The 14,614-nt window shown below is 36.1% G+C and carries 7 protein-coding genes, 2 tRNA genes and 3 rRNA genes; 11 read left to right on the top strand and 1 reads right to left on the bottom strand.

The annotated features are described in order from the left end of the window. The first annotated feature begins 260 nt into the window (after positions 1–260). The 11 genes from G8C43_RS06275 to hemL all read left to right on the top strand — a co-directional run bounded on the left by G8C43_RS06275 (position 261) and on the right by hemL (position 14,222). A complete protein-coding gene (locus G8C43_RS06275; RefSeq protein ID WP_166004853.1) occupies positions 261–1,592 on the top strand; it encodes a hydroxymethylglutaryl-CoA reductase in 1,332 nt (443 codons plus the stop codon). A 527-nt stretch (positions 1,593–2,119) separates the two neighbouring features. Continuing rightward, positions 2,120–3,641 (top strand): 16S ribosomal RNA (locus G8C43_RS06270). A gap of 201 nt (positions 3,642–3,842) precedes the next feature. Continuing rightward, a tRNA-Ile gene (locus G8C43_RS06265) sits at positions 3,843–3,916 on the top strand. 13 nt (positions 3,917–3,929) lie between these two features. Next, a tRNA-Ala gene (locus G8C43_RS06260) sits at positions 3,930–4,003 on the top strand. A 118-nt stretch (positions 4,004–4,121) separates the two neighbouring features. Continuing rightward, positions 4,122–6,944: ribosomal RNA gene (locus G8C43_RS06255) — 23S ribosomal RNA — on the top strand. 73 nt (positions 6,945–7,017) lie between these two features. Then, a 5S ribosomal RNA gene (gene rrf, locus G8C43_RS06250) occupies positions 7,018–7,125 on the top strand. Together the 16S, 23S and 5S rRNA genes with 2 tRNA genes alongside form the textbook arrangement of a ribosomal RNA operon. A 745-nt stretch (positions 7,126–7,870) precedes the next feature. Next, positions 7,871–9,373, top strand: a complete 1,503-nt coding sequence (locus G8C43_RS06245) for a peptide MFS transporter (protein ID WP_185152349.1) — start codon at positions 7,871–7,873, stop codon at positions 9,371–9,373. Between the two features lie 30 nt (positions 9,374–9,403). Next, entirely contained in the window at positions 9,404–10,792 is a 1,389-nt protein-coding gene (locus tag G8C43_RS06240) for a peptide MFS transporter (RefSeq protein WP_160564768.1), read from the top strand. 141 nt (positions 10,793–10,933) lie between these two features. Further along, entirely contained in the window at positions 10,934–11,839 is a 906-nt protein-coding gene (locus G8C43_RS06235) for a 1-aminocyclopropane-1-carboxylate deaminase/D-cysteine desulfhydrase (protein ID WP_166004851.1), read from the top strand. Beyond that, the gene (locus G8C43_RS06230; RefSeq protein ID WP_166004849.1) at positions 11,836–12,921 is read left to right on the top strand and encodes a glucosaminidase domain-containing protein; all 1,086 of its coding nucleotides are present in this window, start codon (positions 11,836–11,838) and stop codon (positions 12,919–12,921) included. Before G8C43_RS06235 ends, G8C43_RS06230 begins: the two co-directional genes overlap by 4 nt. Before the next feature lie 14 nt (positions 12,922–12,935). Next, the gene (gene hemL / locus G8C43_RS06225) at positions 12,936–14,222 is read left to right on the top strand and encodes a glutamate-1-semialdehyde 2,1-aminomutase (protein ID WP_166004847.1); all 1,287 of its coding nucleotides are present in this window, start codon (positions 12,936–12,938) and stop codon (positions 14,220–14,222) included. A 66-nt stretch (positions 14,223–14,288) separates the two neighbouring features. On the opposite strand, the gene G8C43_RS06220 is transcribed toward hemL, so the two are convergent. Further along, positions 14,289–14,606, bottom strand: coding sequence for a DUF4286 family protein (locus G8C43_RS06220; RefSeq protein WP_166004845.1), 318 nt, complete (start codon positions 14,604–14,606; stop codon positions 14,289–14,291). Positions 14,607–14,614 lie beyond the last annotated feature (8 nt).

Below are 14,614 nucleotides of genomic sequence, written 5' to 3'. Positions count from 1 at the left end.
AAAATAAATATAAAAAAGTAAACAAAATAGAGGATTTTAATTCTAAAATTAAAAAATAATTTAAAAAGAGTAAAATGTATAAAAAAATATTCAAAAAAATATAATTTGATTACTTATACTATATATAAAAGATTGTACCTCTAAAGAATGTTACTAAACTATAGTATTAAAAAAACAAAATGTCATGAACAATAAATGTAAATAATTACGATATATAATTATATATTTTACTTTTGTTAAAGACTTAATCAAGTAATAAGATGAAAAGTAAAATTATTGAAGGGTTTTCAAAACTAAACAAAGAACAAAAAATTAACTGGCTAAATCAACAATACGGAGGAGGTTCAGGAGATTTAAAAAATATATTAGAACAGTATTGGAATCATAACGCTGATTTGCAAAAACTACATGACGAATTTACAGAAAACACTATAAGCAATTTTTATCTTCCCTATGGTATAGCACCTAATTTTTTAATAAATGATGAAATATATGCCTTGCCCATGGCTATAGAAGAAAGCTCAGTAGTAGCGGCTGCCTCCAAATCGGCTAAATTTTGGTTAGATAAAGGAGGTTTTAAAACGAAACTTTTAGGAAACACTAAATTAGGACATATACACTTTATATATAAAGGAGAAGGGAGTAAATTATTACAATGGTTTAACACCCATTTAAAAGAAGAACTCATTAAACAATCGAAGGACCTCACTAAGAATATGCAGATGAGAGGAGGAGGAATTGTGAATATAGAATTAATTGATAAATCAAACGAGCTTGAAAACTACTATCAGATAAAAGGTTCTTTTAATACACAAGATAGTATGGGAGCAAACTTTATAAATTCATGCCTCGAACAATTTTCAACAACATTTAAAACAGAATTTCAAAAATCCAATATATTTAATAAAGAAGAAAAGAACAGCCTGCAGATTATTATGTCTATACTTTCCAATTATACACCCGATTGTATGGCGAGAGCGGAAGTAAGCTGTAAAATAAAAGAATTAAAGGACGATAGCGGAATGCCTCCGGAGGAATTTGCCTGGAAGTTTAAACAAGCAGTTGAAATAGCAGAAGTAGAATCTTATAGAGCAGCTACTCACAATAAAGGAATTATGAATGGAGTTGATTCTGTAGTAATAGCCACAGGAAATGATTTTAGAGCAGTTGAGGCATGTGCACATACCTATGCCTCACATAAAGGGAAATACACCAGTTTAACTCATTGTGAAATTAAAAACGATCAATTTCGTTTTTGGCTTGATCTGCCTATATCCTTAGGAATAGTTGGAGGCTTAACGAAACTTCATCCATTAGTAATAGCATCCTTACAAATATTAAATAATCCCTCAGCAGAAAAACTTATGCAAATTGTAGCAGTTGCTGGACTGGCTCAAAATTTTGCTGCAATACGATCATTAATTACAACAGGAATTCAAAAAGGACATATGAAAATGCATCTTACCAATATAATAAATCAATTAGGAGCAACGGAAAAAGAAAAGAAGGAGATACTCAATATATTTAAAGAAAAAACAATATCACATCATTTAGTAGCTGCAGAACTGGAAAGACTCCGTAAAGAACAATAATGTTAAATAAAAGATACATTAAAAAGTATTAATAGTAAAGTGTACTGTCTACTATATATAAAAAAGTACTTGAATAAAAACATTAGAGGAAAGGAATTCAAAACTATCAATTAGAGTATACAACCTATAAAGTTAGTAAAATAGAAAAGAATAAGAACGAGCCCATAAGGTCCAATACGAATGATGAGGAGAGAAGCAGGAATAAATAGAAAAAAATTAAAAATTTTTTTGGAGGTTAAGTGGTTCGTATTCAGTATATTAATGATTATTTAGCAAAAAAGATTAAAAAAAGATTAAAAAAAAACTTGCGGGGAAAGAAAAAGTAGCTATCTTTGCACCCGCAAGTCAGGAACAACGAAAGAGAAAAACAGAAGATGAGGGACCTGATTAGCGCAAAAGATCGTTGAAATAAAAAGTTTTTTAAACAAAGCTTACGAAAGATAAAAAGTAGCAAAACACAACCTGGAAGAAAAGAGATTCTTTTGAGTTAGGGAAAAAGCCTTGAAATTGATAATAACAAAGAAATTACAATGGAGAGTTTGATCCTGGCTCAGGATGAACGCTAGCGGGAGGCCTAACACATGCAAGCCGAGGGGTATTTTGGAGCTTGCTTCAAGAGAGACCGGCGTACGGGTGCGTAACGCGTATGCAACTTACCTGTATCACCGGGATAGCCCGGGGAAACCCGGATTAATACCGGATAACATATCAGTCAGCATTGGCAGATATTAAAAGATTAATCGGATACAGATAGGCATGCGTAGGATTAGTTAGTTGGTAAGGTAACGGCTTACCAAGACGATGATCCTTAGGGGGCCTGAGAGGGTGAACCCCCACACTGGAACTGAGACACGGACCAGACTCCTACGGGAGGCAGCAGTGAGGAATATTGGACAATGGGTGAGAGCCTGATCCAGCCATCCCGCGTGAAGGACGACAGCCCTATGGGTTTTAAACTTCTTTTGTATGGGAATAAACCACATTACGTGTAATGTTCTGAAGGTACCATACGAATAAGCATCGGCTAACTCCGTGCCAGCAGCCGCGGTAATACGGAGGATGCGAGCGTTATCCGGATTTATTGGGTTTAAAGGGTCCGTAGGCGGGTTGATAAGTCAGCGGTGAAAACCTGCAGCTTAACTGTAGAACTGCCGTTGATACTGTTAATCTTGAATAGTATTGAAGTAGCTGGAATGTGTAGTGTAGCGGTGAAATGCATAGATATTACACAGAACCCCGATTGCGAAGGCAGGTTACTAAATACCGATTGACGCTGATGGACGAAAGCGTGGGGAGCGAACAGGATTAGATACCCTGGTAGTCCACGCCGTAAACGATGGATACTCGTTGTTGGGGATTAACTTCTCAGTGACTAAGCGAAAGTAATAAGTATCCCACCTGGGGAGTACGACCGCAAGGTTGAAACTCAAAGGAATTGACGGGGGCCCGCACAAGCGGTGGAGCATGTGGTTTAATTCGATGATACGCGAGGAACCTTACCAGGGCTTAAATGGGAATTGACGTACTTAGAAATAAGTATTTCTACGGACAATTTTCAAGGTGCTGCATGGTTGTCGTCAGCTCGTGCCGTGAGGTGTCAGGTTAAGTCCTATAACGAGCGCAACCCTTATCATTAGTTGCCAGCGATTAAAGTCGGGAACTCTAATGAGACTGCCGGTGCAAACCGCGAGGAAGGTGGGGATGACGTCAAATCATCACGGCCCTTACGCCCTGGGCCACACACGTGCTACAATGGCCGGTACAGAGGGCAGCTACTGGGCAACCAGATGCGAATCTCAAAAGCCGGTCTCAGTTCGGATTGGAGTCTGCAACTCGACTCTATGAAGCTGGAATCGCTAGTAATCGCAGATCAGCCATGCTGCGGTGAATACGTTCCCGGGCCTTGTACACACCGCCCGTCAAGCCATGGAAGCTGGGGGTACCTGAAGTCGGTGACCGTAAAAGGAGCTGCCTAGGGTAAAACTAGTGACTGGGGCTAAGTCGTAACAAGGTAGCCGTACCGGAAGGTGCGGCTGGAACATCTCTTTTTTAGAGCAAAAAGTCAAAACAAGGAATAAAAACCCCAAAAGAAGCTAACAACTTCCAGGTGTTTCCTACTTAAACAAATAAAAAAGTAAGTAAAAAGTTAAAAAACACAAGATATATAACACCCCTGAAAAGCCCCTGTAAGGAAAAGGTAAGACATAAGAAGAAGAGTAAAAGGAGCAACGAGGAAAATAAAAATCAATCAGTCTCATAGCTCAGCCGGTTAGAGCGCTACACTGATAATGTAGAGGTCGGCAGTTCGAGTCTGCCTGAGACTACAAAGGGAAACAAGGGGAATTAGCTCAGCTGGCTAGAGCGCCTGCCTTGCACGCAGGAGGTCAAGGGTTCGACTCCCTTATTCTCCACAAGGTTCTAAAAACGAAAGAAGTAGTAAAAAAGAACCAGTGTTATATACGGATCATTGACATTATTGGGATTTTATATAAAAAAATAAACCGAGCGGCCAATATAATTGGCTAAGGAAAAGAAATCGTTAAGGGCGTATGGCGGATGCCTAGGCTTCAAGAGGCGAAGAAAGACGTGGTAAGCTGCGAAAAGCTGCGGGGATTGGCACACACGAAGTGATCCGCAGATGTCTGAATGGGGCAACCCACTATACAAGAGTATAGTATTCCCGCAAGGGAAGGCAAACCTTCCGAACTGAAACATCTAAGTAGGAAGAGGAAAAGAAATCAACCGAGATTCCGAGAGTAGTGGCGAGCGAAATCGGAATAGCCCAAAAGTATGTAATTAGATAGCAGAATGTTTTGGAAAGAACAACCGAAGAAGGTGAAAGTCCTGTAAGTAAAATCTGGATATGTATGAAAAAGAGTAGGGCGGGACACGTGAAATCCTGTCTGAACATGGGGGGACCATCCTCCAAGGCTAAATACTCCTTGAAGACCGATAGCGAACAAGTACCGTGAGGGAAAGGTGAAAAGTATTTCGAAAAGAAAGATGAAAGAGACCCTGAAACCATACGCCTACAAGCGGTCGGAGCATCGTAAGATGTGACGGCGTGCCTTTTGCATAATGAGCCTACGAGTTAATTTCACTAGCGAGGTTAAGTAGTTCAGCTACGGAGCCGCAGCGAAAGCGAGTCTGAATAGGGCGTTTAGTTAGTGGGATTAGACGCGAAACCTTGTGATCTATCCATGGGCAGGTTGAAGCTTTGGTAACACAAAGTGGAGGACCGAACCGGTTGACGTTGAAAAGTCTTCGGATGACCTGTGGATAGGGGTGAAAGGCTAATCAAACTGGGAGATAGCTCGTACTCCCCGAAATGCATTTAGGTGCAGCGTTAAGAAAGAGTATACTAGAGGTAGAGCTACTGATTGGATGCGGGGGTTTCACCGCCTACCAAATCCTGACAAACTCCGAATGCTATTATATGTTTCTTAGCAGTGAGGGCATGGGTGCTAAGGTCCATGTCCGAGAGGGAAAGAACCCAGAGCAACAGCTAAGGTCCCGAAATGTATACTAAGTTGAACAAACGAGGTCAGACTGCCCAGACAGCTAGGATGTTGGCTTGGAAGCAGCCATTCATTTAAAGAGTGCGTAACAGCTCACTAGTCGAGCGGTTTGGCATGGATAATACTCGGGCATAAGTATACTACCGAAGCTATGCGAAATGAAAATTTCGGTAGGGGAGCATTCTATATGCGCAGAATCAGTAAGGTGACTTATTGTGGAGCGTATAGAAAAGAAAATGTAGGCATAAGTAACGATAATGAAGGTGAGAAACCTTCACGCCGAAAATCCAAGGTTTCCTCAGCTATGCTAATCAGCTGAGGGTAAGTCGGGACCTAAGGTGAATCCGAGAGGAGCAATCGATGGGAAATCGGTTAATATTCCGATACCGGCTGTAAATTCGATGGAGTGACAGAGTAATGACACTACCGCGTACTGACGGAATAGTACGTTAAAGCATGTAGGTAAATCAGCAATAGTAAAATGCGTTGCCGATGCCGAAAGTGAAAGTACCAGGAAGCTACGGTGGAATGGATAGTGTAGGTAAGAGCTCTCAAGAAAAACTTCTAAGGCAAGTTTACAGCGCCCGTACCAAAACCGACACAGGTGGATGAGGAGAGTATCCTAAGGCGCTCGAGTGAATCATGGTTAAGGAACTAGGCAAAATAGACCTGTAACTTCGGGAGAAAGGTCGCTCCCCGTAAAAAGGGAGCCGCAGTGAAAAGGCCCAGGCGACTGTTTATCAAAAACACAGGACTCTGCAAAATCGCAAGATGACGTATAGGGTCTGACACCTGCCCGGTGCTGGAAGGTTAAGGAAGGAGGTTAGCGCAAGCGAAGCCTTTGACTGAAGCCCCAGTAAACGGCGGCCGTAACTATAACGGTCCTAAGGTAGCGAAATTCCTTGTCGGGTAAGTTCCGACCTGCACGAATGGTGTAACGATCTGGGCACTGTCTCAACCATGAGCTCGGTGAAATTGTAGTATCGGTGAAGATGCCGATTACCCGCAATGGGACGAAAAGACCCTGTGAACCTTTACTATAGCTTCGTATTGACTTCGGGTAAATGATGTGTAGGATAGGTGGGAAACTGAGAATCGGCTTCGCCAGGAGTCGAGGAGTTGACGTTGAAATACCACCCTTTATTTATCTGGAGCCTAACTTCTGAACAGAAGGACATTGCGTGGTGGGTAGTTTGACTGGGGTGGTCGCCTCCAAAAGAGTAACGGAGGCTTTCAAAGGTACCCTCAGCACGCTTGGCAACCGTGCGCAGAGTGTAATGGCATAAGGGTGCTTGACTGCAAGACCGACAAGTCGAGCAGGTGCGAAAGCAGGACATAGTGATCCGGTGGTTCCGTATGGAAGGGCCATCGCTCATAGGATAAAAGGTACTCCGGGGATAACAGGCTAGTCTCCCCCAAGAGCTCACATCGACGGGGAGGTTCGGCACCTCGATGTCGGCTCGTCACATCCTGGGGCTGGAGAAGGTCCCAAGGGTTGGGCTGTTCGCCCATTAAAGTGGCACGCGAGCTGGGTTCAGAACGTCGTGAGACAGTTCGGTCTCTATCTATTGCGGGCGTAGAATTTTGCGTGGAGTTGACTCTAGTACGAGAGGACCGAGTTGAACAAACCTCTGGTGTATCAGTTGTGCCGCCAGGTTCACCGCTGAGTAGCTAAGTTTGGAAGAGATAAGCACTGAAAGCATATAAGTGCGAAACTCGCCACAAGATAAGAATTCGATATAGGGTCGTGGGAGAATACCACGTTGATAGGCTACAGGTGTAAAGGCAGTGATGTCATAGCCGAGTAGTACTAATTACCCGGAGATTTCGTCCAAAATAAAAAATAAAAGTTAATACAATTGGCCGTAAGAGTTTACAAAATTTATATAAAATCCCATTAAGATATTTAGGGTGGTTATAGCGGTAGGGCTCACCTGTTCCCATTTCGAACACAGAAGTTAAGCCTACTTGCGCTGATGGTACTGCAAACGCGGGAGAGTAGGTAGCCGCCGGTTTTTTAAAAAAGAAAGCTTTGTATAGGTAATATACAAGGCTTTTTTTGTTTTGGGTTGGAGTGGTTTATTTGGTTGGTGGATTTTTAAACTTATAAACTTTTAATTTAGCTAAACAATTAGCTAACTCTCGTAATTTTATATCAGACCTTTACTGTCTATGATGATATTTAATACATATTCTTCAATGTTATTAAAATAATCTCAATCCCGATAAGGACTTTCTTATTTAAAAATAGTAACACTAAATAGCTTTTGAAATCATAAATTAAAGAAATAGGTTTTATTGATTTTATTTCTTTTATAACTCTTTTTTGATGGATTTTTTAGCTAAGAGAATTCAAATTTCATAATATAATAACTACTAAAAAGTAATTATATGATGAATTAAAAAATTAATAATAGATTAAACTAATTAGAAAATTATTTTACATGATAGTTTGTAGTAAATATTTATACCAATTAGTTTAAAAAATCCATAAAAATATATACCTTTATATTTATTGTTAGTAATAATAGCTTAAAATTATTTCATTATTAAGTAAAAAAAAATTTAGATAATAAAATAAATATGCTTTATTTTTTATTCATAAATTATATTATTTTTGAGATTATTGCTTATACTTCTATTTGATTTTAGGAATTTTTAGTATTTTTGATAGTAAAAAATCAATTAAAAAAATTAAATAATTGATTTTTAAGCATTTATGAATTTAAAACGATTAATACTACTAACAGTGATAATAATATGAATGACAATATCCAAAAAAATAAAGAACTTACTCTAGAAGAAATTCATAATTTTCGCGGAAAATATCCAAAACAGCTAATATATCTATTTTTGATTGAAATGTGGGAACGTTTCTGCTTCTATGGTATGAGAGGAGTTCTTACAATTTTTATGGTGGGTCAATTAGGAGTTACTGATAAAGATTCTAACCTTAAATATGGAGCGATACAAGCATTTATTTACGCTTTTACTTTTATTGGGGGGATTTTGGCAGATAAAATATTAGGATTTAAAAAATCTCTTTTCATTGGAGGTTTAACCATGGTTTTAGGTAATTTAATTATCGCTTATTCTCCACATGATTTTTTTTATTTTGGAATAACATTATCAATAATTGGAACAGGATTTTTTAAGCCTAACATTTCCACTATGGTTGGAGATTTATACAGTGAAAAAGATCCACGAAGAGATGCAGGATTTGGATTGTTTTATTCAGGTATAAATTTAGGAGCCTTATTTGGTGGTGTTTTATGTGTTTATTTGGGAAAATATCATTCCTGGAATTTATGCTTTTTAGCCGCAGCTATAGTAATGCTAATAGGTATTTTAATCTTCTTAGCAACCAAAAAATATTTAGGACCTATTGGTGACTCACCATTGATAGATATGAAACCTTCAACCAGGAGAACACGTGAGATGTTTGTGTACTTAGGAGTATTATTATGCATACCTGTTATTTATGCCATGATACATAATACTCGATACACGGATTATTTTATGTATACCATTGGTCCGTTGGCAATAGCTTTGTTTATTATAGAACTTATTAAAATAAAAAGCGCACAAATAAGAAAAAAACTTGTTGCTGCGATGATTTTAATTATTTTTTCAATACTATTTTTTGCATTTTTTGAACAAAGTGGAGGAGCTTTGGCCATTTTTGCCGAAGGAAACCTAAGTCATAAATTACTGTTTTTTAATATTGATCCCAATATTGTAAATAATAGCTCCAATGCTTTATTTGTAATAATCTTAAGTCCTTTATTTGGATTATTATGGCTATGGTTGGCAAAAATAAAATTAGAGCCCAATACGGTAATAAAATTTGGATTGGGATTTTTATTTCTTTCCGGCTCTTTTTATATTTTATATAGTACAAGATATTTTGCCGATTCCAACGGAATGACATCTTTAAATATCTTTACAATAGCCTATTTGGTTATGACGTTCGCAGAACTTTGTTTATCTCCGGTAGGCTTATCTATAGTTACCAAATTATCTCCCAAAAATTTGTCAGGAATGATGATGGGAATGTGGTTCTTAGCCAGTTCTTATGCACAATATGTAGCAGGTCTTTTAGGGGCAGAAATGTCTTCTCCGGATGAAAATGCATCTTTAGTAACTAAATTATATTCATATACTACAGGATTCGGACAATTGGCCAATTATGCATTAATTACAGGTATTGCTTTAATTCTATTTTCTCCTTTGATAAGGAAATTAATGCAAGAAGTTAAATAATAATAAGTAAAACTAAGTATAAATTATATTATGACAGAAACTCAAGTTAAAAAAGGGCATCCTAAAGGGTTATACCTACTGTTTTTAACAGAAATGTGGGAACGATTTTCGTATTATGGGATGAGAGGAATTTTAATACTATATCTTACAAAATCTTATTTAGAAGGAGGTTTAGGTATAGATGCTCAAACAGCCAGCTTAATATATGGTTTCTTTACAGGGTTTGTTTATTTTACTCCATTAATTGGAGGTTGGTTGGCGGATAAATATTTAGGACAAAGACATTCCATTACAATAGGGGGAATTATAATGATGTGTGGGCAACTGGCATTATTTTCATTAAATACCCAAAGTGGACTGTATGTGGGGTTATTCCTTCTAATTATAGGAAATGGATTTTTTAAACCCAATATATCAACTTTGGTAGGTGGTTTATATGCAGATGGCGATCCTAAAAGAGACTCAGCATTCTCTATTTTTTATATGGGCATAAATTTAGGAGCATTGATTGCTCCCATTATTGTGGGAATATTGACCGATGATATTTTCTCTACAAGAGATGCCGCAGGAAAAATAATATCATATGGGTATAAATATGGTTTCCTCGCCGCTGCAGTCGGAATGTTTTTTGGGCAAATTACCTATAATACGTTGGCGAAAAAATATTTAGGAGATCTAGGGTTAAAACCTCAAGGAAAAGTCACCAAAAACGATACAAATAGTGATGTTGATCCAAACGTTCCACTAACTAAAAATGAAAAACAAAGAGTTGCTGTTATATTTATTTATTTCTTTTTTGCCATTTTCTTTTTTGCAGGATTTGAGCAAGCCGGTTCATCTTTATCATTGTATACAGATAAATTTATTGACAGAAATGTAAATTTGCCTTTTATTGGAGAATACAATATACCCACTTCATTATTCCAATCGGTAAATCCATTTTTTATAGTAGTTTTAGCTCCGATCTTTGCGTATTTTTGGAATAGTAAATTAGGACAAAAACTAACGACTCCGTTAAAAATGGGATTAGGAATGATAATTTTAGGGGTTGGATTTTTCTTTATGTTAGGAGCAGTTGCGGAACGAGGGGGCGATATAGCCGATGTTACCATTAAAGCGAGTATATGGTGGTTAATTTTAACGTATCTTGTTCATACCATAGGGGAATTATGTTTATCGCCTGTCGGACTTTCCGTAGTAACAAAATTGGCACCTCCTAAATTAGCTTCTCTATTAATGGGAGTATGGTTAATGGCATCCTTTATTGCGAATATAGTAGGAGGCTTTTTAGCTTCTACAGTCGAAACCTTAGGAGCAGGTAAAATATTTTTATATATTTCATTATTTGTAATCATTTGTGGAGTATTAATGATCGCATTAAATAAAGTACTAGTAAAAATGATGCATGGAGTAAGATAAGATTAAAAATAATTAAAAAGTTATATCGCTAAAGCATATTCTTTATTTAAATTAGTATAAATGAATATGCTTTAGTTTTTTATGGAATGTTTATTAAAACATTACATATAATTCATATAAAAATAATTTCATGAAAATAAAATGAATGTACCTATACAAACTTTTCAATTACCGGGATTACAAACAGATCAAGTTCTTCATATAAAAAGAGAAGATCTGATTCATCCCGTCATTTCAGGAAATAAATTTTGGAAATTAAAATATAATATTCAAAAAGCTAAAGAATTAGGAAAGAAAATATTGGTAACTTTTGGCGGAGCAATGTCTAACCATATTGTAGCCTGTGCGGCAGCAGCTAATGAGAATGGTTTCCAATCTATAGGTATAATTCGAGGAGAAGAAATTGTTGATAAATGGAAAGATAATTTAACATTAACAGAAGCTTCCGCTTATGACATGGAATTTATTTTTGTACCCAGGCATGAATATAGATTAAAAGAACAGTCGAGTTATATACAAAATATACTTAATACCATTCCTAATCATTATTTAGTACCTGAGGGCGGAACAAATTCATTGGCTGTAAAAGGAGCAGCAGAAATACTATCAGAAAAAACCTCTTCTTATGACATAATTACTTCTGCAATGGGTACCGGAGGAACTGTTTCGGGATTATCTGTAGGAGCACTTCCTCACCAACAAGTAATCGGATTTCCGGTATTAAAAAACGCTCATTTTTTAGTTAAAGAATTATTAAAACATACTAACAAAGAAAATTTTATAGTAAATTTGGAGTACCACTTTGGAGGATACGCTAAAATTACGAATGAATTAATCGATTTTATTAACGAATTTTATTATCTCAATCATATTCCCCTTGATCCCATATATACAGGAAAAATGATGTTCGGATTAAGAGACATGATAAAAAAGGGGCAAATCCATAAGGACAAAAAAATTTTAGCAATACACACAGGAGGTTTACAAGGGATTAAAGAAATGAATAAGTACTTAAAGAAGAAAAATAAACCTATAATTGTAACATGAAAAAATTTGGAATATTTCTAATAGCGATAGTTTTAGGAAATTTCATTCTGGCTCAAGAATCTGTAAAAAAAGATGAATTATACATTCAAACCTATGCTAAAATTGCGGTAGAAGAAATGGAAATGTATCAAATTCCTGCAAGTATTACCTTAGCACAAGGAATTTTAGAAACAGGTAACGGGCAGAGTATTTTAGCACAGGTAGGAAATAATCATTTTGGCATTAAATGTAAAAATGATTGGACCGGAGGGAGAATGTATCATGATGATGATGCCAGAGGAGAATGTTTTAGAAAATATACCTCTGCAAAAGAATCTTACAGAGACCATTCTTTATTTTTAGCAGAAAGACCCTATTATAAAAAACTGTTTCAATTAGATAGAAAAGATTATAAAGCATGGGCACATGGTTTAAGAAAAGCAGGGTATGCTACTAATCCTAAGTACGCATATATGTTAATCAATTTAATTGAAAGATATAAATTATACCAGTTTGATTCTTTAACCTCTGATAATGTAGATAAAAAGTTAGCAGAGTTATATCCGGATACATATAAATCCAATAATAGTATTGAAAAGGTAGATGAATCATCAATTTTGTTGGCAGATGCTAATACAAAAACAGTAAAAATTGATATTCCCAAAAAAACAACTCCGGTTAAAGTAACGGCTAAAAAAGTAGAAAATGTAAAGAAAATTGCTGTCGTTAAGACCAATAATTTTGAATTCCCCAGCTCTAGAATTAGAATTCATCCCAATGGGAAAGTAAGATATATTATATTAAGGAAAGGAGATACGTTGGAAGATATTTCAAAAGCCTATCACATCTCATTAAATCAATTAAAATCTTATAATGATTTACTCTTTCAAGATAGTTTAGTAATTAACCAAAAAATCTTTTTAGATCCAAAAAAGAAAAAAGGAATCAACAAAGAACATATTGTAAAGGAAGGTGAGAAGATGTACGATATAGCCCAAGAAAATGGTATTTCCTTAATTGAATTATACAAAAGAAATTTAATGTTTCCGGGAGATGAGCCTAAACAAGGAGATAGAATTTTACTAAAAGGGAGAAAAAGTTAAAATAGGGTTGTTAGATGTTATTTAAAAGAAGTAAGGCTTTATTTCAAGAGGCACAACAATATATACCCGGAGGGGTAAATTCGCCCGTTAGAGCATTTAAATCTGTCGGAGGAGTTCCGGTTTTTATGAAATCGGCAAAAGGTGCATATCTTACAGATGAAGACGGAAACACATATATAGATTATATAAACTCTTGGGGTCCCATGATTCTAGGTCATAATCATCCCCAAGTAGTAGAAGCAGTAAAAGAGCAAATGCAAAATGGGTTTTCATTTGGAACTCCTACGGAATTAGAAACAGAAATTGCTAAATTGATTACCTCTTCTGTTCCTTCTATTGATAAAATAAGAATGGTTAATTCAGGTACAGAAGCCTGTATGTCTGCGATTCGATTAGCAAGAGGTTTTACATCAAAAAATAAATTTATTAAGTTTGAAGGGTGCTATCATGGACATTCCGACTCCTTTCTTATAAAAGCCGGAAGTGGTGCTGTTACCTTTAGAAATCCTAATAGTCCGGGGGTAACGGAAGGAACGGCAAAGGATACTTTGTTGGCTAAATATAACGATATCGAATCTGTAAAATCTGTTTTCGAAAAGAATAAGGGCGAAATTGCAGCAGTTATACTAGAACCTATAGCAGGTAATATGGGATGTATATCTCCTAAAGGAGATTTTCTTGTTAAGTTAAAGCAACTATGTGAAGAAAATCAGTCATTACTGATTTTTGACGAAGTCATGACAGGTTTTCGAGCAAAGATGGGTGGAGCTCAAGAGTTTTTTAACATTCAGGCAGATATAGTAACTTATGGTAAAATTATTGGAGGTGGAATGCCCGTCGGAGCATTTGCCGCTCGAAAGGAAATAATGGATTGTTTATCTCCGGTTGGTAAGGTTTATCAAGCGGGAACTTTATCCGGAAATCCAATTGCTATGAGGGCCGGATATACAACCTTATCCATACTGAAAGATGATTTAGATATTTTCCATAGAATTACACAAACTACAAAAATCCTATCCGATGAATTAAGAACTATTTTTAAAAACGCCGGTATACCCGTGTGTATTAATCAATGTTCATCGATGATGACCGTATTTTTTGGTATATCAGAAGTTTCAAACTTTGATGATGCAACAAAAGCTGATCATGAAATGTTTAATAAATATTTTCATTATCTACTTAACCACGGAATATATTTGCCGCCCTCAGGTTATGAAACATGGTTTATTTCTGATTGTATTAAAGAAATTGAAATTGAAAAAACATTAGATTATACAAAAAAATTTATATCCTCTCTTTGATTGGAAGATAATAAATTACTTAGTTTAGTATAGTATATTTTCTTTTTATATAGAAGAAATAGCAAATTAAAATTCGAAACTTTCAAGTAGCTCTAATTCAGTTTTAAAAGGCAAGACTCGGGTTCCAAACTTATGAAATAATAATTGAGCAAATCGATCGGAATGGTTTTTATAATAGTCTTCTAAATCTTTTTTGTTAGCGGTATAATATTGGAGGGAATAGGTACATCCTGATTCATCCGGATGAGAAATAACTTTTGAAAATATAACCTTAGTGAATATTTGAATTTCATACATTTCAGGGATTAAAGTATTTTTAACCCAATCGATCCATTCCTTTTCTAAAGGATATTCAACGTGAAAACTTTCTGAATATATAATCATTTCATTAA

Source organism: Apibacter sp. B2966 (genome assembly GCF_011082485.1).
In the GTDB taxonomy this organism is placed as follows: Bacteria; Bacteroidota; Bacteroidia; order Flavobacteriales; family Weeksellaceae; genus Apibacter.
Note: the sequence above shows the minus strand (reverse complement) of the source record. Positions and strands in the feature narration are given on the sequence as shown.